Below are 18,474 nucleotides of genomic sequence, written 5' to 3'. Positions count from 1 at the left end.
ACTCCTCCCACCGCCCCGCCAGCATCGCCTCACGAAACACCCGCGACCCATTGGCATTGGTCCGCTCACCGATCGCCAGATACGACGCATCCTGCGAGAACGGCACATGCGCATACAACGACGCCGCGCCTCGCACGGGGGCCGCCCGGCGCGCGGCGACCGGCCGTCCGGCCACGGCCCGCGCGACGGCGGCGATGTGCTCCGGCGTGGTGCCGCAGCAGCCGCCGACCAGGCCGACCCCGAACTGCTCGACGAAACCTGCCTGGGCTTCGGCGAGTTCAGAGGGCCCGAGGGGGTACCGCGCGCCGTCGGCGGTCAGCTCGGGCAACCCGGCGTTGGGCATGCAGGAGATCGCCACGTCGCAGTGCCGGGCCAGGTAACGCAGGTGCTCGCTCATCTCCGCCGGGCCCGTCGCGCAGTTCAGCCCGATCACATCGGCACCCAGCGGTTCGATCACCCCCAGCGCCGCCCCGATCTCCGACCCCAGCAACATCGCCCCGTTGGTCTCGATCGTGACCTGCACCACCAGCACCACGTCACGCCCGCACGCGGCGACGGCGTCGCGCGCGCCGAGCACGGCCGCCTTGACCTGCAGCAGGTCCTGGCAGGTCTCCACGATGAGCCCGTCGGCACCGCCCTCGATCAACCCCTCGGCGTTCTGGCGGTACCCCTCCCGCAGAACGGCGAAGGTCGTGTGGCCGAGGCTCGGCAGCTTGGTGCCCGGACCCATGGACCCGAGCACGTACCGCCGCCGCCCGGACACCTCCGACCAGTGGTCGGCACGCTCCCGCGCGATCCGCGCGCCGGCGGCCGACAGTTCCCCGATGCGGTGGCTGATGTCGTACTCGCCGAGCGCCGCCCAGTTCGCCCCGAAGGTGTTGGTCTCCACCACGTCGGCGCCCGCCGACAGATACGCGTCGTGCACCCCGGCCACCACGTCGGGCCGGGTCACGTTCAGCACCTCGTTGCAGCCTTCGAGGCCCTGGAAGTCCTCAAGCGACGGGTCGTGGGCCTGCAGCATCGTGCCCATCGCACCGTCCGCCACCAGGACCCGCCGGGACAGGGCGTCGCGGAATGACGTCATGGCGCGCTCCTCAGACGGCCCGGCGCAGCGCGTCGGCACGGTCGGGCGACTCCCAGGAGAAACCCTCGCGGCCGAAGTGGCCGTAGGCGGAGGTCGCCGAGTAGATGGGACGCAGCAGGTCCAGGTCGCGGATGATGGCGGCGGGGCGCAGGTCGAAGACCTCCAGGATGGCGCGCTGGATGGCGTCCACGGAGACCTGCTCGGTGCCGAAGGTCTCGACGAAGACGCCGACGGGCTGGGCCTTGCCGATGGCGTAGGCGACCTGGACCTCGGCGCGGTCGGCGAGGCCGGCGGCGACGACGTTCTTGGCGACCCAGCGCATGGCGTAGGCGGCGGAGCGGTCGACCTTGGAGGGGTCCTTGCCGGAGAAGGCGCCGCCGCCGTGGCGGGCCATGCCGCCGTAGGTGTCGACGATGATCTTGCGACCGGTGAGGCCGGCGTCGCCCATGGGGCCGCCGATCTCGAAACGGCCGGTGGGGTTGACCAGCAGCCGGTAGCCCTCGGTGTCGATGGACAACCCGGCGAGCAGCGGGTCGACGACGTGCTCCTTGACGTCCGGCGCGAGCATCTCCTTGAGGTCGATCTCCGGCGCGTGCTGGCTGGAGACCACGACGGTGTCGAGGCGCACGGGACGGTCGCCGTCGTACTCGATGGTGACCTGGGTCTTGCCGTCGGGGCGCAGGTAGGGCGCGGTGCCGTCCTTGCGGACCTCCGACAGGCGCTGCGCCAGCCGGTGGGCGAGCTGGATGGGCAGCGGCATCAGCTCGGGGGTCTCGCGGCACGCGTAGCCGAACATCAGGCCCTGGTCGCCCGCGCCCTGCCGGTCCAGTTCGTCGCCCGCGCCGCCCTCGCGGTGCTCGTACGCCTCGTCGACCCCCTGGGCGATGTCGGGCGACTGGGCCCCGATGGACACCGAGACGCCGCAGGAGGCGCCGTCGAAGCCCTTGTGGGAGGCGTCGTAGCCGATGTCCAGGATGGTGTCGCGGATCAGGCCGGGGATGTCGACGTAGGTCTCGGTGGTGACCTCGCCGGCGACGTGGACCTGGCCGGTGGTGATGAGGGTCTCGACGGCGACCCGGCTCCTCGGGTCGCCCTTGAGCATGGCGTCCAGCACGGCGTCGCTGATCTGGTCGGCGATCTTGTCCGGGTGGCCTTCGGTGACCGACTCGGAGGTGAACAGGCGGCGGGACATCTTCACTCCTCAGTGTGCTCGTGAGCCGCGAGGCCGGTGGTCCTCGCGTGGTGGCGGGCCTCGTCACGGCGGGGCGCCCGGGAATCGTCAGGGGATCAGGTGGCACGCCGGGGGGCGGCGGTGTTCGCGGAAATCCGTGGCGAAAAACAAAGGCCATCGTGCGAGTGGCGCTCACACGATGGCCCTTGCCGCGTGGGGACTTGCTGCGAAGCAGACCACCGACCAGGGACACCACCTCATCGTGAAGCTAAAACCGTCGCAAGCTCGATGGATTCGATGCTAGGTCGGCCCAGCTCACGGCGGGCACCCCTGCCCGCCCCCTACGGCCGCGCACCCGCGCGCGTGCCGTACCCCCTGCGCCGGGGGCCGCTCCGCACAGTACGGACGGTCATCGGTGAGGTGTCGGGCCGTCCGCCGCAGAGGTGCCGGATCGGCAGAGATATCGCCGCCGTTGGCCGCTAAATCCCCTTTATGGGCATATATATCGGTCATCCCTGGAGTCCCGGCCGGTTTCCCTACATCATTCGTGAACGCCTTCAATACCACACTCACAGTAATGTGGCTGGTCCCCTTACCTACCAGGTTGTACTATCCGGGGAAAGTGGACATGCGCCAGGGGACGAGAGAAACGCCGGGCGCCGATGTCCACCCCCACATCACGAAGAAAGGCCACGGCCGTTCCCCGGGCCGGCCCGCCCGTGGCCGTGCGCCCAGCGCGTCTCTCATGGTTGCGCGAAGACTTCCGGATCGGTCCGAGGTTTTCTGGCAAGGAGTCAACAGGTGGAGTTCCGGATCCTGGGGCCACTTGAGGTGCTCGCGCAGAGCGGGCGCCTGGACGTCGGAGGACTGCGGCAGCGCATCACCCTCGCGCTCCTCCTTCTGGACGCCGGCCGGGTCGTCACCGTCGAGCGCCTCGTGGACGCCATCTACGGCGAGGTCCTCCCGCCCACGTCCAAGGCCCAGGTCCAGATCTGCATCTCCGCGCTGCGCCGCCTGTTCACCGCGCACGGCCGTCCCGGCCTGATCGTCACCCACCCCCGCGGCTACATCCTGGAGGTGGCCGACGAGGACACGCTGGACGTCCGCCGCTTCGAGACGCTGACCGCCGAGGCCCGGCGGCGGCGCGACGCCGGCGACCTCGACACCGCCGTCCGCCAGTACCGCGAGGCGCTGGCGCTGTGGCAGGGCGAGGCCATGGTGGGCATCGACAGCAGACCGGTCCGGGCCGCCGCGAACCGGCTCGCCGAGCACCGCGTCACCACCAACGAGGACTGCCTGCAACTGGAGCTGGACCTCGGCCACCACCACGAGCTGGTGGGGGAGCTGACCGCCCTCGTCGCCGAGCACCCGTTGCGCGAGCGGCTGCGCGGGCAGCTCATGCTCGCGCTGTACCGCTCGGGCCGCCAGGCCGACGCGCTGCGGGTCTACCGCCTGGCGCGCGAGACGATGGTCGAGGAGCTCGGCATCGAGCCGAACGAGCAGCTCCAGCGGCTGGAGTACGCGATCCTCACCTCCGACGAGAGCCTCAACGGGCCGGCCAGGGTCACGACCATCCCGCTCGAACCGCCCGAGCCGCCGCCCGCGCGTCCCGTCCCTGTGCTGCTGCCCGCCGCGGTGGCCGACTTCACCGGGCGCAACAAGCAGCTCGACGCCATCCAGCGCGAACTGGCCCTGGCCGCCGAGGACCGTTTCCGGCTGGCCGTGCCGATCATCGTGATCGCCGGGCAGGGCGGGCTCGGCAAGACGACCCTCGCGGTGCACGCCGCGCACACCGTCGCCGAGCGTTTCCCCGACGGGCAGCTCTTCACCGACCTGCACGGCGGCGCGTACCGGCAGGTCAGCGCGATGCAGGTGCTGGAGCGGTTCCTGCGGGCGCTCGGCGTGGCGGGCAGCGACATGCCCGACGGGCTGGAGGAACGCGCCGAGATGTACCGCGCGCTGCTGGCCGACCGGCGCACGCTGATCGTGCTGGACGACGCGGCGCGCGAGAGCCAGGTGCTGCCGCTGCTGCCCGGCAACCGCACGTCCGCGGTGCTCATCACGAGCCGCAGCCGCCTCGCCGGGCTGCCCGGCGCCGTCCAGATCGAGATGGACATCTTCGACAGCGACCAGTCCCTCGAACTGCTGGGCCGCATCGCGGGCTCCGACCGGGTGCGGGCCGAGCCGGGCGAGGCCGTCGAGCTGTCGGAGCTGTGCGGACGCCTGCCGCTGGCGCTGCGCATCGCCGGGGCCCGCCTGTCGGCCCGCCCCCACTGGAGCATCGACCAGCTCGTCGTCCGCCTGAAGGACGAGACCCGCAGGCTCGACGAGCTCAAGCACGGGGACATGGGCATCCGCGCCAGCATCTCCCTCACCTACGAGAGCGTCGGCCCCGAGGCCCGCCGCCTGTTCCGCCTGCTCGCCATCCTCGACACCAGCGTCTTCTCCGCGTGGCTCGCCGGGGCCCTGCTCGGCGGGTCGCACACCGACGCGCAGGACCTGCTGGACGAACTCGCCGACGCCCAGCTCATCGAGTCGGCCGGCCCGGGGTACGGCGTGCACAGCCAGTACCGCTTCCACGACCTCGTGCGGGTCTTCGCCCGCGAACGCCTGGCCGCCGAGGAGACCGCCGCCGAACGCAAGACGGCACTGGAGCGGGCCCTCGGCACCCTGCTGTTCGTCGCCGAGGCCGCCCACCGCCGGGTGTACGGCGAGGAGTACCTCCAGGTCCACAGCGGCGCGACACGCCGCCCGCTGCCACGCAAACTGGTGGACCAGCTCGTCGCCAGCCCCATGGCGTGGTACGAACGCGAACGCCCGCTGCTGGTGTCGGGCATCCGCCAGGCCGCACGGGCCGGTTTCGCCGAACTGTGCTGGGACCTCGCCATCAGCGCCGTCACGCTGTTCGAGTCCCGCATCTATCTGGACGACTGGCGCGAGACCCACGAGGTGGCCCTGGCCGCGGCCCGCCACGCCGGCGACCCCCGCGGCCAGGGTGCCATCCTGTACTCACGCGGCTCGCTGCACATGACGCTGAAGCGCCTCGCCGAGGCACGGCGCGACTTCGAGGAAGCCATCGAGCTGTTCAACCGGGTCGGCGACGACCTGGGGGTCGCGCTGGTCCTGCGCAACGTCGCGTTCCTCGACCGCATGAGCGGCCTGGCCGACGAGGCGGCCGCCCGCTACACCCACGCACTGGACATCTTCACCCGCACCGGCGACCAGGTCGGCGCCGCGTACGTCCTGCACAACCTCGCCCAGCTCCGTCTCGACGACGGCGACCCCGAAGGCGCGAGCCGCCTGCTCGCCGAAGCCCTGGCCCTCAGCCGCCGCGGCGGCAGCCGGCGGGTGGAGGCCCAGGTCCTGCACCGCATGGGCGACACCTACCTGCAGTGGGACGAACCCAGCCTGGCCGCGGAGATCTTCGGCACCGCCATCGACATAGTCCGGGAGATCGGCGACCCCATCGGCGAAACCTACGTCCTGTGCGGCCTGGGCGTGGCCCGCCTGCGCCTCGGCGAGGTGGCCGAAGCCGAAGAGGCCCTCCGCCAGGCGGTCCGCCTGGGCCGCTCCTCCGGCGACGGCCTGGCAGAGGGCCGCGCCCTCCTGGGCCTGGGCGAACTGGCCCTGTCCTGCGACGACCACGCCCACGCCGTGGCCCACCTGGAACAGGCCCTCACCGTCTTCCACACCCTCGGCATCCCCGCCTACGAGGAACGCGCCCGCGCCATGCTCACCCGCGCCCGCACCGCCCCCCACTCCGAAACCCTCACCACAGCCGTAACCGGCTGACCCCCCTCCTCCCGCTCCAGGCCGTCCCTTCGATCGGCGCCGACGCGGCGGGACGTGGTACGGCGAATCCGGCGCCGCCCTACGGCGGGACACCCGCTCCATCCCTCCTCCCGCTCCAGGCCGTCCCTTCGATCGGCGCCGACGCGGCGGGACGTGGTACGGCGAATCCGGCGCCGCCCTACGGCGGGACACCGGCTCCATCGTCGGTGCCCCCGATCCCCGCCGCGCGGCGACGCCACCGCGGTACCCCTTATGCCCCCCGAGTCCTGTCGCGCGGGACGGGCGCGGGGCCAACAAAGCGCTCTCGGAGATGCCGGGGGCGTTCACCTCGCCGATACGCTCGTCAGGTGACCACTGTGCGTATGAGCGGGGCCGCCGCCGGTCCGGCCGGGCCCATGATCAAGTCGATTCTGCCCGACTGCGTGGTGGCCGCCGACCTGTTCGCCGACCCGCCCGACCCGCCGCTGTTCCCCGAGGAGGACCGGGCGATCGGCGACGCCGACGCGGAGGGCCGCGCGGAGTTCGCCACCGCGCGCATGTGCGCCCACGACGCGCTGCGCAAGCTCGGCATGCGTCCCGGCCCCGTACCCCCCGGGCTGCGCGGCGAGCCGCAGTGGCCCGCCGGGGTCGTCGGCAGCATCACCCACTGCACCGGCTACCGCGCGGCCGTCGTCGGCGTGGCGTCCAAGGTGGCCACCATCGGCATCGACGCCGAGCGCAACGAGCCCCTGGTGGACGGCGTGCTGGACGCGGTGTCGCTGCCCGAGGAGCGCGAGGCCCTGCGCCGCCTCGCCGCACGGCACCCGCGCGTGCACTGGGACCGGGTCCTGTGGAGCGCCAAGGAGTCGGTGTACAAGTCGTGGTTCCCGCTCACCAAGCGGTGGCTGGACTTCGAGGACATCATCGTGTCGGTCGACCCCGGCCGCGGCGAGTTCTCCGCCCGGCTCCGGGTACCGGGCCCCCGGGTCAACGGCCAGCAGTTGTCCCGCTTCACCGGCCGCTGGCTCGCCGGCCCCGAGCTCATCATCACCGCCATCGTCGTCCCCGCCCCAGCCCGCCGCGGCGCCACCACCCGCGGGTAACCCGGTGGACGACCTCACGGTCACGATGGGCGCCCTCTACCAGTCCGGGCAGGCCCGCAACCTGATCGAGGCGTACCGGGCCGGCGAACACCTCAGCACCGTCGAACTCGCCCTCCTCGCCGAAAGCGCCGTCGACGACTACGACCCGCACGAACTACGCGACCGGCTGGACCTCGCCGCGAACCGCCCCGAAGACGAGTTCGCCCGCCACGGCTGCACGGACGAGGAGATCACGGCGGCACGGGCGTGGGCCCAGGAGTGGGCCGACCAACTCGGCCTGGACCTGGCAGAAGAACAGCCATGGACGGACGAGTCCTGAGCACTCACGGACGTCCTCCGGCGCGGTCACGTGGACGGTATCGGGGGGATGTGGAAGACCTCGACCAGCCGGTCCAGGCCGGCGGGGTCGCCGGTGAGGGTGACCATGCCCTTTTCCACGGCCTCGGCGGGGGTGACCTCGCCCGCCATCAGGGCGCGTAGTTCGTGGCCGGCCTCCACGACCAGGTCGGCGCCGGGCAGGGGGCCGGGGAGGACGTTCAGTGTGCCGTCGTCGATGACGGCGGACAGGACGATGTCGCCCAGGCGGAACTCGTAGGAAACGCTCAGGCCGGCGGCGGCCTCGGGGCGGAAGGTGGAGCGCAGGGCCATGGTGACGGAGTCGATGGTGGCGATCTCGCCGGGTTCGGGGGCGCCCATCGCCATGGCGCCCCACAGGCCCAGGCGGAGTACGACGTCTTCCAGGGCGCGGCCGTAGGGGGTCAGTTCGTAGACCACGGACGCCGCGGGGCGGGGCAGCACCGTGCGGTGGACGACGCCGGCGAGTTCCAGTTCCTTCAGACGGGCCGACAGGATGTTGGTGGGGATCCGGGGAAGGCCGCGCCGCAGGTCGGTGAAGCGCTTCGGACGTACCAGCAGGTCGCGCACGATGAGCAGCGCCCAGCGTTCGCCCACGCTTTCCATGGCTCGCGAGAGCCCGCAGAACTGACCATAGCTGCGCCCCGTCATGGATTCGGATTCTAGTTCACGCTTGGCCAGATGCATTACGCTTGCTTTTCACAAGTACGGTCTTTCCCAGCAACCAACCAGGGACGGAAAGGAGTGGCGATGGCCGAAGACGAGCCCGTGGCCGACGAGTCGTCCACGACGCCACGGGCGACGAGCGCCAGGGGTCCGGCGAACGACGCGGACACGTACTGGCTCTCGACGCCGGGCAGGAAGAGCCAGGCGAACGTCGCACCCATCCTCGGCGTGTGGCTGGACGGCGCCCTGCACATCGCCGTGAGCCAGGCCATGCACGAGCCCGGCCACCTCGGCACCGCCGCCGGCTGCGCGGTCACCACCGACCCCCGCGGCCTGGAGCTCGTGGTGCGCGGCGCGGCGTCCCGGGTGCTGGACGAGGACAAGCTGGGCCGCCTCGCCGAGGTCTTCGCCGCCAAGTACCAGGTGCCGATCGACGTCCTGGACGGCTCCTTCCACGGCGACGTCGTCCGCGCCGCCGGCCCCTCCCCCTACGACGTCTACGAGGTCACCCCCGCCCCGCCCGGCCCGTCCGCCGACTCCCCCAGCGACACCCGCTGGAGCTTTTGACCAGCTCAGAGCACCCTGATCGAAAGAGTGTTTGAATACTCGCGGTACCATGGTGCGCATGACCGCTGGATTCCAGGCCTCACTGCTGGATCTGGGCGAGGAGCCCGGCACCGGGCCCCTCGGCACGACGGTCCGCCGCACCCACCTGTCCGGCGGCGCGTGGATCGACCTGCGCCCCGGCTGGCTCACAGGCGCCGACGCCCTGTTCGACCGCCTGTCCCGCGACGTCCCGTGGCACGCCGAGCGCCGCCACATGTACGACCGCATGGTGGACGTGCCGAGGCTGCTCAAGTTCTACGACGAGGAGGAGCCGCTCCCCGACCCCGTGCTGCACGAGGCCATGCGTGCCCTCAACACCCACTACGCCGGGCAGGCGGGCCACCCGTTCCGCACCGCCGGCCTGTGCCTGTACCGCGACGGCCGCGACAGCGTGGCCTGGCACGGCGACCGCATCGGCCGCGGCGCGGACGAGGACACGATGGTCGCCATCATCTCCATCGGCACCCCCCGCCCCCTGCTGCTGCGCCCTCGAGGCGGCGGCCACTCCCTGCGCCACGACCTCGGCCACGGCGACCTCATCGTCATGGGCGGCTCCTGCCAGCGCACCTGGGACCATTCCATCCCGAAACTCTCCCGCCCCACCGGCCCGAGGATCAGCGTCCAGTTCCGGCCCCGCGGCGTCCGCTGACCGGGTCCGGTGTCACTGCGCCGCCGGCGGGGACGGGGTCACCCCCGGGGCGGGCCGGGCACCGGCGATGGCCGCGCGCAGAGCCTTCCGCCCCACCTCTCCCCGCACGCCGCCGACCCGCAGCACACGCCCGTCCTCGTCCGCCGCGTACTCGTGGCGGTCGCCGCTGACGCGATACCAGCCCACGTCATCGTGTTCGCAGGTGACCGGGGAGCTCAGGCGTTCGGCTCCGTACACGGGGCGCTCGGGGCATATCGCGTCGCTGAACGCCCCCCGGTCGACCCCGAACCACACCTGACGTCCTCGCGGGGAGAGGTAGAACGCCTGGTAGCCCTCGTCGTGGTAGACGCTCACCGACTGGCCCACCAACTGGAAACCGGGAACGTCCACCACGTACACCATTTCGGGGGCCACCCCCTGAGCCCGGACCGAATCGAGTTGCGTCGGCGTCAGTCCTCCTGGGCCGGGACCGCCACAGCCGACAAGGCCGACCCCCAGTGCCACCAGCACGAGCCCCCGTGTCCTCACCGTTCCACTGTCGCTCAGGGCCCGCCCGCGCTCATCCGCTTTGCGTGACGCCGGGCAAGGATTTACCACGTACGGTGACGACGCGGCCCGTCCCGGCCGAACAAGCGGAACGGCTCCCCTGGCGCAGGGGAGCCGCCGGTGACATGAGATGTCAGTCGTCGTCATCGTCGTCGCCGCCCGGGCCGCTGTGGTCGTCGTCGTCCACCTCCTCGGACGCCACGGCGCCGGTCGCGGCGTCGATGTCGAACTCGTGCTCGGTGCCGTCGGTGGCGTCCACCTCGACGTCCCAGAGCTGGCGGCCGTCCTCGGTCTCCAGTTCGGCGGAGGTGACCCGGCCGCCGGGGACCTTGGCGAGCGCCGCGCGTTCCGCCTGCTCGCGGGAGACCTTGGGGGCCGCGGCGGGGCTGCCGGTGGCCGACGGAGTGGCGTCCGCGGTGGGACGGTCCTCGGCGGGCGAGGCGGCCGGGGACGGGCTGAGGTCTGTCGCCGCCAGGGCGGTCCCGCCGCCCACCAGGAGCAGGGTGGCGGTGGCGAGGCCAGCGATGATCTTGGACTTGGTCATCCGAGACTCCGTTGCGATCGATGTCCGTGCTTGACTGCTCCAAGCCTGCGGGGACGGTCGATAGCGGGAAGCTGCGGCGGCCCTAACGCGGGGTTAACTCGCCGGCGGGCCGAACTCCACGGTGACGCGGGCCCCTCCGGACGGGTCCGCGGACAGGACGGCCGAGCCGCCGGAACGTTCGGCGGTGCGGCGCACGATGTCGAGGCCGAGACCGGTGGAGGAGCCGCCGCTCACCCCACGCTCCAGAGCACCGGCGTGCGGGAAGCCGGGGCCCTGGTCGGTGACCGTGAGCACGGCGCCGCCGCCCTCGCGGGGGGTGAGCCGTACCGCGAAGCCGGTCCCCTCAGGGGTGTGAGCGAAGACGTTCTCCAGCAGCGCGTCCACGCAGGCCGTCAGGGCCTCCTCGCCGGTGCCCACGGGGAGGGGACTTGCGGCCAGGTCGCGGGTGACGGGGCGGTCCTGGTCGCGGGCGAGCATCGACCAGTGGTGCACGCGGTCCGCGACGACGCGGACGGCGTCGCATTCGCCGGGCTCGTCCGGCCGGGAACGCCGTGCCTCCCTGATGACCTGGGTGACCATGCGTTCCATCGCGTCCACGGCGGCGCCGACCCGGACGGCCTGCTCGCTGTGCGGCAGGCTCTCGGCCTCCAGCCGCAGGACGGTGAGCGGGGTGCGCAACTGGTGCGACAGGTCGGCCACCGACTCGCGCTCCTGGGCGAGCAGCACCCGGATGCGCCGGGCGAGGTGGTTGAGCGCGCCGGCCACCTGGCGCAGTTCCTTGGGCCCCTCCGCGGGCGCGCGGGCGGTGAGGTCCCCGGCGGCAAGCCGGTGGGAGACGTCCGCCATGCCGCCGACGAGGCGGATCTGCGACCGGGCGAGCCGGTCGGCGACGACCAGGCTGACGACCAGCACCCCGGCCCCGACCAGCGCGAGGATCAGCCACGCCCGCCGCACGCCGCGGGTGAGGCCGGCGTCGGAGACGAACGTGCGGATGACGGCCGCGCCCGCCGACCGGCCCGTGACGGCGACGACGATCTCCCGTCCTCCCTCCGCCCGCGCGGTGAGGCTGCGCCCGGTGAAAGCGAGCCGCACGGCGTCCGACCGCTCCGCCGGTGCCCCCATGACCGTCCCGTTGGCGAGGAAGAGCGTCAGGGGGTGGCCACCGGCGCTGTTGGCCTGCTGCACGGCCAGCGCCAGCGCGTCCGGCGAGCCCACGGACACGACGGGGACCAGGGACTGGGCGCGTACCAGCGCGTCCGCGGTGGCACGGTCGGCGGCCAGCGTCAGGGCGAGCACCGCCAGCGGCACCACGAAGGCCACCAGCGCGAGGGACACCATGGAGCCGACGAGGACCAGCAGGCGCCGCCTCATGCGCCCGGGTCCACCAGCTTCACGCCCACGCCCCGCACCGCCCGGATGTACCGCGGCTCCTGCGCGGACTCCCCCAGCTTGTTGCGCAGCCAGGACAGATGGACGTCCACGGTCTTGTCCGCGCCGCCGTACGGCATCTGCCACACCTCGGTCATCAGCTCACGTTTGCTGACCACCTGGTCGGGCCGCTGCGCCAGGTAGCACAGCAGGTCGAACTCCTTCGGCCGCAGATCGAGGACCTGGCCCGCCAGCGTGACCTCCCGGCCGCGCGGGTCGATCCGCAGCTCGCCCACGGTGTACGCCCGCGACGCCTCGCCGTCCTCGCTCTGCAGCCGCCGCAGCACGGCCCGGATGCGCGCGTCGAGCTGCACCGCCCCGAACGGCTTGACGACGTAGTCGTCCGCCCCGGCGTCCAGCACCCGGGCGATCTCCCGTTCGTCGTCCCGCGCCGTGGCCACGATCAGCGGCACCGCGCTGACCGCGCGCAACATGCGGATCACCTCGTAGCCGTCGATGTCGGGCAGCCCGAGGTCCAGGATCACCAGGTCCGGCCGTTCGTCCACGGCCATCCGCAGCCCCGCCATGCCGGTCGTCGCCGACGTCAGCGCGTGCCCCCGCTCCCCGAGGGCCCGCATGAGCGCCGACCGCACCGCGGCGTCGTCCTCAACGAGCAATAGCTGTGCCATCGCCCTCCACAGTAAAGGCACCCCCGGGTGCCGAGCCTCCGCCGATATCCCCGTTGAGGTGGCGTTAGGACAGATTTAGGAGTGCCCATGGCACCCTGGGGAGGGTGAAACGTGGCGCCCTTCTCGCGAGCCTGGGCTGGCTGACCGCGGCGACCCTCACCACGGCCACCACCACCTGGGCCATCACCCTGCTGGGCCGGGGCCTGAGCGAACCGGTCGTCTCCCCCATGTCCGCCGCGCAGATCACCCAGGCCCTCGCCACCGCCACGACGCCCTCCGGGGCCACGCCCAGGCCCACGGCCTCCCCGGGGAGCGCCGGACGCGCCTTCACCACCACGGGCGGCACCGTCGTCGCCACCTGCGCCGGTGGGCGGCCGACCCTTGTGGCCTGGAGTCCCGCCCAGGGCTACAAGACCGACGACGTCAACGACAGCTCCGGGCACGCGGTCACGGTGGAGTTCGAGTCGGAGAACACCAAGGTCGCGGTCACGATCGCCTGCGCCGGCGGTACCCCGGCGATGACCACCAAGGTCGAGGCCGACTAGCTCTCAGTGCGCCGTGACGACCCGGGACACGTGGTACTGGCGGATCCGCCACGCGTCCTCGTCACGCCGCAGGACCAGCGACAGGTGCACCGGGGCCTCCCAGCCCGCCGGGTCGCGGAAGGTGACGTCCGCGAACCCGCCTGCCACCCGGTCGCCGACGGTGTAGGTGGCGACGACGGTGACATCGGCGGTGCGGTCGCCCGGCACGGCCGCGTAGTAGGCGCGCACCGCGTCGCGGCCGGAGAGGACCTCGGGGCCGAAGCCCTGGAAGAGGGCGTCGGCGGTGAACAGGGCGGCCATGGCATCCGCCTGGTGGCCGTCGAAGGCGGCCTTCCATCGGGCCAGGATCTCGCGCATGGGGTCGGTCATCGTGTCCGCCTTCGAGCAGGAGGTGGGACTGCGTCCGCCGCGGTGGCGGGGAACAACCCGTACAGTAGCCGACCGGTCTATTACACGAAGGAGCGGCCGTACACTCTCATCATGGGACGGTCCAGTGACGCCAAGGAGAAGATCCTCACCGCCGCGCGGTCACTCATCGAGCTGCGGGGGTACTCCGCGCTCGGCGTGGCCGAGATCTGCACGGCCGCGGGGGTGCCGAAGGGCAGCTTCTACCACTTCTTCGAGTCCAAGGAGGCGCTCGCCCTGGCCGTCATCGACGGCCACTGGGCCGTCCAGCTCCGCGACTGGACCCGCGTCCTGCACAGTGACGACGCGCCGCTCCAGCGGCTGCGGCGGCTCTTCGAGGAGACCGAGGCCGCTCAGCGCGCCGGGCAGCAGAGCTGCGGCACGGTCTCGGGCTGCATGTTCGGGAACCTGACCCTGGAGATGAGCAACCAGACCGAGGCCATCCGCGAGCGCCTGCAACGGATCTTCGACGCGCAGGTCGACATGGTGGCCGCGGTCGTCGCCGAAGCCCTGGACCGCGGCGACGTGACCGTCGCCGACCCCCGCGAGGCCGCCCGTTCCGTGGTGGCCCAGCTCGAGGGCCAGGTGCTCTTCGCCAAGCTCTACAACGACACCCAGGGGCTCGGCGTCCTGTGGGCCAACTGCCTGGCCCTGCTCGGCGCACGCGCCGACCAGGACACACCGGCCGTCGCCTGACACCCCGCCCGCGCCCGGCGCGGCGACCTTCGGAACGCACCCGCCTGACGGCTCGGAACGCACCCGCCTGACGGCTCGGAACGCACCCGCCTGACGGCATGGGCCCGCACGAACCGTGGACGTCCCCGCACGTCACCGGGCTTGCCGTTGACGATCGCGGCCCCGGCACGCGTCTTTGACAAGTTCCGCGCCGGTGGCCTACGGTCGAATAGTAGACCGGTCGGCTAGTACGCCGGGCCGGCGCCACTCACCGTTCCACGACAACCCACCCCTTTCACCGGAAAGAAGCCGTCATGAGCACCCAAGGGCAGAAGGTCGCCGTCATCACCGGAGCGTCACAGGGCATCGGCGCGGGGCTCGTCACCGCCTACCGCGAGCTCGGGTACGCCGTCGTCGCCACCTCACGCGCCATCGCCCCGTCGCAGGATCCGGACGTCCTCACCGTCCAGGGCGACATCGCCGACCCGGACACCGCGGACCGGGTGATCGCCGCCGGCGCCGAGCGGTTCGGACGCGTCGACACCCTGGTCAACAACGCCGGGATCTTCGTGGCCAAGCCCTTCACGGACTACAGCGAGCAGGAGTTCGCCGCACTGATCGGCGTGAACCTCGCCGGGTTCTTCCACGTCACGCAGCGCGCCATCCCGTACCTGCTCGACCAGGGCGGCGGCCACATCGTGAACATCACCACCAGCCTGGCCGACCACGCCAACTCCAAGGTGCCGTCCGTGCTGGCGTCGCTGACCAAGGGCGGCCTGCAGTCCGCCACCAAGTCCCTGGCCATCGAGTACGCCGCCCGCGGCATCCGCGTCAACGCCGTCGCCCCGGGCACCATCAAGACGCCCATGCACCCCGAGGAGTACCACGAGGCGTACGGCGCCATGCACCCCCTCGGGCACATGGGCGAGGTGAGCGACGTCGTCGGCGCGGTGACCTACCTGGAGAACGCCCCCTTCGTCACCGGCGTGGTCCTCCACGTCGACGGCGGCCAGAGCGCCGGCCACTGACCCGCCGCCCACTCGCCGACGAAAAGGGAAGGAAGCGCATGGCCTCGCCACTGACGGCTCTCGGGGTGAGCGCCCCGGTGCTGGCCGCCCCGATGGCGGGCGGCCCCAGCACGCCGGCGCTGGTCACCGCGGCGGCCCGCGCGGACGGCCTCGGGTTCCTCGCCGGCGGGTACAAACCGGCCGACGCACTGGCCCGGCAGATCGCCGAGGTCCGCTCCACCGGCGTGAGCTTCGGGGTCAACCTCTTCGCCCCCAACCCCGTCCCGGTCGATCCCGAGGCCTTCCGCCGCTACGCCCGCACCATAGCACCGGAAGCCGAGGCCTACGGCATCGACGTCCTGTCCGCCGGCGTCGTCGAGGACGACGACCGCTGGGCCGACAAGATCGACCTGCTGCTGTCCACCCCGGTGCCGGTCGTCAGCTTCACCTTCGGCATCCCCGAGCCTGCGGTGCTCGCCGCGCTCCGCGCCGCCGGGACCGTGATCGTCCAGACGGTCACATCCCCCGCGGAGGCCCGCCAAGCCGCCGAGGCCGGCGCCGACATGCTGACCGTGCAGGCGTCTGCCGCGGGAGGACACTCCGGCACACTCACCCCGCAGCACATCCCGGCGTCCATCCCGTTGCCCGACCTGCTGGCCCAGGTACGCCAGGCGGTCTCCCTCCCCCTCGTCGCCGCGGGCGGGCTGGCCACCCCGGCCGACGTGTCCGCGGCACTGCGCGCCGGCGCCACCGCGCTCGCCGTCGGCACCGTCCTGCTGCGCGCCGACGAGGCCGGCACCTCACCCCCCTACAGAGCCGCACTCGCCGACCCGGCACGCCACCGGACCGTCGTCACCCGCGCCTTCACCGGCCGCCCCGCCAGAGCTCTGCACAACACCTTCACCGACCGCTACACCGACCTCGCCCCACCCGGCTACCCCGCCCTGCACCACCTGACCAGCCCCCTGCGCAAAGCCGCCACCGCCGCGGGCGACCCCGAACGCATCAACCTGTGGTCCGGCACCGGCCACCGCCACGCCACAGCCGAACCCGCCGCCCAGATCCTGCGCCGCCTGACCCCCTGACCCCCTGACCCCCTGACCCGCCGGCCCCCCGGCGGCGAGGTGAGACGCCCCTAATCCTGAGCGCTGACGTGGGCCGCGACCAGCCGCCACCCGTGCTCGTCGCTGTGAACCCACGTCCGCGTGTAACGCACCCGCGCGGTGAACGCCTCCCCCTTGAACACCCCCGCGAGGGTCCCGAGAAACCACGTGACCCCCGTCCTGCCGTCCACGAGCACCTTCAGTTCCTCCTCGTCGACCCGCGTCAGCCGCTGCTCCCCCGTGCGCTGAATCTCCAGATCGTCGCCCTTGGAGTACAACCCCCCGTCAGGCCCGGTGAACACCAGCCGATCGTCCAGCAACAGATCGAGCGCGTCCGCGTCCCCCGCCAACTGAGCGACCTGCAACCGCCGCTCGGCCTCCCGCAGCGAAGCGGTGTAGTCGTCTGCCAAGCCCACCATCCACCTCACGACGTCAGCGGCGACCGCACGGGATCCATGCCTCCACACCCAAGGCCACGACGCCCCCGAAGTCAACGCCCGGCCACGGGACGGCCACCCCGATGAGGGCGGCCAGGTCGCGCGGACCATGGTCCTCTTCAGAGCCCGACGCCGGTGTCGTAGCCGGACGCGAGCCGGCCTGCGGCCGGGTCGACCGATGACGCTTTGCTGGTGATGAATATGCGGAAGGGGGTGATGTGGCGAAAGCGCCGCAGTAGCATCGCGGGCGTGCGAATGAGCCGTGGTGCTGTCGTGATCGTCATGGTCCTGGCGGGTCTCGCCGTGCCGGTGGGGGCGGATGGGGCAGTGGCGGGGCCGGGGAATCCCTCGGGGCGGGCCGTGGTGCCCGTGGAGGGGAGGGCGGTCGACACGTCGCGGGCGGATCGGGTGGTGGGGAACGGTACTCCTGCCAGTTGCACGTCGGCGGCTGTGGTGGCGGCGGTGGCCAGGGGTGGGGTGATCCGGTTCGCCTGCGGGGCCACGGCGGTGACGATCGTGATGAAGGCCACGGCGAAGGTGCGGAACACCAGCAAGCGGGTGGTGCTGGACGGGGGTGGCAAGGTGACGTTGAGCGGTGGGGGGAAGCGGCGGATTCTGTACATGAACACCTGTGACAGGGCGCAGGTGTGGACGACGTCGCACTGCAACGATCAGCAGTGGCCGCAGCTCACGGTGCAGAACATCCGGTTCGCGGACGGGAACGCGACCGGGGAGCGGGCCGAGGGGGGCGGCGGCGGGGCCGTGTTCGTGCGGGGTGGGCGGTTCAAAGCGGTGAACGCGACGTTTGTCCGGAATCGGTGTGACGCCACCGGGCCGGATGTGGGTGGGGCGGCGATCCGGGTGCTGGATCAGTGGCGGGATCTGCCGGTGTATGTGGTGAAGAGCACGTTCGGGGGAGCTGCGGGGCAGGGTGGGGTGTGCTCCAACGGTGGGGCGCTCAGCAGCATCGGGGTGTCGTGGGTGGTGCTGAACAGTGTGTTCACGCACAACAAGGCGATCGGGCGGGGGGCCAACCCGGCGCGGGGCGGCACGCCGGGGGGCGGCAGCGGCGGGGCGATCTACACGGACGGGAACCGGTTCACGGTGCGGATCGCGGGGTCGGTCGTCGCGGACAACACGGCGCGGGAGGGCGGCGGGGCCGTCTTCTTCGTGAGCAACGACCGCACGGGCACGCTGCGGATCGAGCAGTCGACGTTCCGGCGCAACCGCAGCGCCGGCTTCGAGACCAAGGGGTTCCCCGGCGTCTTCTTCCTCGGCGCCGGACGTCCCCAGGTGGTGTCGTCCACGCTGCGGTGAGCGGCCCGGTTCTGTCGGTGCCGGCGGCTACGGTGACCGCCGTGACCGTTGCCGAACCCCCCGTCACCGCCGACGACGTGCGCCAGGTCGCCCTGTCGCTGCCCCGCACCGTCGAGAGGCTGGTGCGCGACCGCGTCAAGTTCAACGTCGGCCGCATCGTGTACGCCACCCTGTCCCGCGACGAGACCCTGATGGGCTGCGGCTTCCCCAAGGAGGAACGGGAGGCTGCGGTCGCCGCCGAGCCGGAGAAGTTCGTCATGCCGCGGGGCGGCGACCTGCGCTACCACTGGATCGTCGTCCGCCTCGCGGCCCTCACCCACGGCGAACTGCGGGAACTCGTCACCGACGCCTGGCGCATGGCCGCACCCAAACGGGTGGCCGCAGCGTACGACGAGCAGCACCCCGGCCCCTGACCCCTGGCGTACCGGCGCCGG

General features: G+C 72.2%; 21 protein-coding genes. 11 read left to right on the top strand and 10 right to left on the bottom strand.

The window, feature by feature from the left end; genetic code table 11:
* Together ABGB17_RS14935 and metK are read right to left on the bottom strand one after the other, a co-directional pair.
* The coding region (locus tag ABGB17_RS14935; RefSeq protein WP_347629665.1) for a homocysteine S-methyltransferase family protein at positions 1–1,084 on the bottom strand (1,084 nt) is incomplete at its 3' end.
* 10 nt (positions 1,085–1,094) lie between these two features.
* Complete coding sequence (metK, locus tag ABGB17_RS14930) at positions 1,095–2,276, bottom strand: methionine adenosyltransferase (RefSeq protein WP_347629662.1); 1,182 nt, start codon at positions 2,274–2,276, stop codon at positions 1,095–1,097.
* Positions 2,277–3,056: 780 nt separating this feature from the next.
* On the opposite strand from metK, the gene ABGB17_RS14925 reads away from it, so the two are divergent.
* From ABGB17_RS14925 to ABGB17_RS14915, 3 genes are all read left to right on the top strand, one after another.
* Entirely contained in the window at positions 3,057–6,047 is a 2,991-nt protein-coding gene (locus ABGB17_RS14925; RefSeq protein WP_347629660.1) for a BTAD domain-containing putative transcriptional regulator, read from the top strand.
* Positions 6,048–6,394: 347 nt separating this feature from the next.
* The gene (locus ABGB17_RS14920; RefSeq protein WP_347629658.1) at positions 6,395–7,129 is read left to right on the top strand and encodes a 4'-phosphopantetheinyl transferase superfamily protein; all 735 of its coding nucleotides are present in this window, start codon (positions 6,395–6,397) and stop codon (positions 7,127–7,129) included.
* A 4-nt stretch (positions 7,130–7,133) separates the two neighbouring features.
* Positions 7,134–7,448, top strand: a complete 315-nt coding sequence (locus tag ABGB17_RS14915; RefSeq protein ID WP_347629656.1) for a hypothetical protein — start codon at positions 7,134–7,136, stop codon at positions 7,446–7,448.
* A gap of 26 nt (positions 7,449–7,474) precedes the next feature.
* Here ABGB17_RS14915 and ABGB17_RS14910 read toward each other — a convergent pair whose 3' ends face one another.
* On the bottom strand, positions 7,475–8,134 hold the full coding sequence (locus ABGB17_RS14910) for a winged helix-turn-helix transcriptional regulator (RefSeq protein WP_347629654.1): 660 nt from the start codon (positions 8,132–8,134) through the stop codon (positions 7,475–7,477).
* A 99-nt stretch (positions 8,135–8,233) separates the two neighbouring features.
* Here ABGB17_RS14910 and ABGB17_RS14905 point away from each other — a divergent pair, with 99 nt between their 5' ends.
* Both ABGB17_RS14905 and ABGB17_RS14900 read left to right on the top strand, forming a co-directional pair.
* On the top strand, positions 8,234–8,716 hold the full coding sequence (locus ABGB17_RS14905) for a hypothetical protein (protein WP_347629652.1): 483 nt from the start codon (positions 8,234–8,236) through the stop codon (positions 8,714–8,716).
* Between the two features lie 58 nt (positions 8,717–8,774).
* Positions 8,775–9,404, top strand: coding sequence for an alpha-ketoglutarate-dependent dioxygenase AlkB (locus ABGB17_RS14900; RefSeq protein ID WP_347629651.1), 630 nt, complete (start codon positions 8,775–8,777; stop codon positions 9,402–9,404).
* A 12-nt stretch (positions 9,405–9,416) separates the two neighbouring features.
* On the opposite strand, the gene ABGB17_RS14895 is transcribed toward ABGB17_RS14900, so the two are convergent.
* The 4 genes from ABGB17_RS14895 to ABGB17_RS14880 form a co-directional block, all read right to left on the bottom strand.
* Positions 9,417–9,794 (bottom strand): hypothetical protein, encoded by a 378-nt coding sequence (locus tag ABGB17_RS14895; RefSeq protein ID WP_347629649.1) that lies wholly within the window; start codon positions 9,792–9,794, stop codon positions 9,417–9,419.
* Positions 9,795–10,083: 289 nt separating this feature from the next.
* The gene (locus ABGB17_RS14890) at positions 10,084–10,494 is read right to left on the bottom strand and encodes a PepSY domain-containing protein (RefSeq protein ID WP_347629647.1); all 411 of its coding nucleotides are present in this window, start codon (positions 10,492–10,494) and stop codon (positions 10,084–10,086) included.
* A 93-nt stretch (positions 10,495–10,587) separates the two neighbouring features.
* Positions 10,588–11,865, bottom strand: coding sequence for a HAMP domain-containing sensor histidine kinase (locus ABGB17_RS14885; RefSeq protein ID WP_347629645.1), 1,278 nt, complete (start codon positions 11,863–11,865; stop codon positions 10,588–10,590).
* Positions 11,862–12,551 carry a response regulator transcription factor gene (locus ABGB17_RS14880; RefSeq protein ID WP_347629643.1) on the bottom strand — a complete coding sequence of 230 codons (690 nt, stop codon included), beginning with the start codon at positions 12,549–12,551 and terminating at the stop codon, positions 11,862–11,864. The genes ABGB17_RS14885 and ABGB17_RS14880 overlap by 4 nt, the downstream gene beginning before the upstream one ends.
* A gap of 104 nt (positions 12,552–12,655) precedes the next feature.
* Here ABGB17_RS14880 and ABGB17_RS14875 point away from each other — a divergent pair, with 104 nt between their 5' ends.
* On the top strand, positions 12,656–13,096 hold the full coding sequence (locus ABGB17_RS14875; RefSeq protein ID WP_347629642.1) for a hypothetical protein: 441 nt from the start codon (positions 12,656–12,658) through the stop codon (positions 13,094–13,096).
* Between the two features lie 3 nt (positions 13,097–13,099).
* Here ABGB17_RS14875 and ABGB17_RS14870 read toward each other — a convergent pair whose 3' ends face one another.
* The gene (locus ABGB17_RS14870; protein ID WP_347629640.1) at positions 13,100–13,465 is read right to left on the bottom strand and encodes an SgcJ/EcaC family oxidoreductase; all 366 of its coding nucleotides are present in this window, start codon (positions 13,463–13,465) and stop codon (positions 13,100–13,102) included.
* A gap of 111 nt (positions 13,466–13,576) precedes the next feature.
* Between ABGB17_RS14870 and ABGB17_RS14865 the strand changes: the two genes are divergently transcribed.
* From ABGB17_RS14865 to ABGB17_RS14855, 3 genes are all read left to right on the top strand, one after another.
* A complete protein-coding gene (locus tag ABGB17_RS14865) occupies positions 13,577–14,197 on the top strand; it encodes a TetR/AcrR family transcriptional regulator (RefSeq protein ID WP_347629638.1) in 621 nt (206 codons plus the stop codon).
* Between the two features lie 293 nt (positions 14,198–14,490).
* Positions 14,491–15,204 (top strand): SDR family oxidoreductase, encoded by a 714-nt coding sequence (locus ABGB17_RS14860; RefSeq protein WP_347629637.1) that lies wholly within the window; start codon positions 14,491–14,493, stop codon positions 15,202–15,204.
* A gap of 38 nt (positions 15,205–15,242) precedes the next feature.
* The gene (locus tag ABGB17_RS14855) at positions 15,243–16,268 is read left to right on the top strand and encodes a nitronate monooxygenase (protein WP_347629635.1); all 1,026 of its coding nucleotides are present in this window, start codon (positions 15,243–15,245) and stop codon (positions 16,266–16,268) included.
* Between the two features lie 50 nt (positions 16,269–16,318).
* On the opposite strand, the gene ABGB17_RS14850 is transcribed toward ABGB17_RS14855, so the two are convergent.
* Entirely contained in the window at positions 16,319–16,696 is a 378-nt protein-coding gene (locus ABGB17_RS14850) for a nuclear transport factor 2 family protein (protein ID WP_347629633.1), read from the bottom strand.
* A gap of 146 nt (positions 16,697–16,842) precedes the next feature.
* Positions 16,843–17,346 carry a hypothetical protein gene (locus ABGB17_RS14845; RefSeq protein WP_347629631.1) on the bottom strand — a complete coding sequence of 168 codons (504 nt, stop codon included), beginning with the start codon at positions 17,344–17,346 and terminating at the stop codon, positions 16,843–16,845.
* On the opposite strand from ABGB17_RS14845, the gene ABGB17_RS14840 reads away from it, so the two are divergent.
* Together ABGB17_RS14840 and ABGB17_RS14835 are read left to right on the top strand one after the other, a co-directional pair.
* The gene (locus ABGB17_RS14840) at positions 17,345–18,040 is read left to right on the top strand and encodes a hypothetical protein (RefSeq protein WP_347629629.1); all 696 of its coding nucleotides are present in this window, start codon (positions 17,345–17,347) and stop codon (positions 18,038–18,040) included. The genes ABGB17_RS14845 and ABGB17_RS14840 overlap by 2 nt on opposite strands.
* A gap of 41 nt (positions 18,041–18,081) precedes the next feature.
* Positions 18,082–18,453: an MmcQ/YjbR family DNA-binding protein gene (locus tag ABGB17_RS14835; protein WP_347629627.1), complete on the top strand. Its 372-nt coding sequence runs from the start codon at positions 18,082–18,084 to the stop codon at positions 18,451–18,453.
* Positions 18,454–18,474: the final 21 nt, after the last annotated feature.

The sequence above is a fragment of the Sphaerisporangium sp. B11E5 genome (assembly GCF_039871875.1).
GTDB lineage: Bacteria > Actinomycetota > Actinomycetes > Streptosporangiales > Streptosporangiaceae > Sphaerisporangium.
The sequence above is the reverse complement of the archived record's forward strand: the minus strand, read 5'-3'. Positions and strand labels throughout refer to the sequence as shown.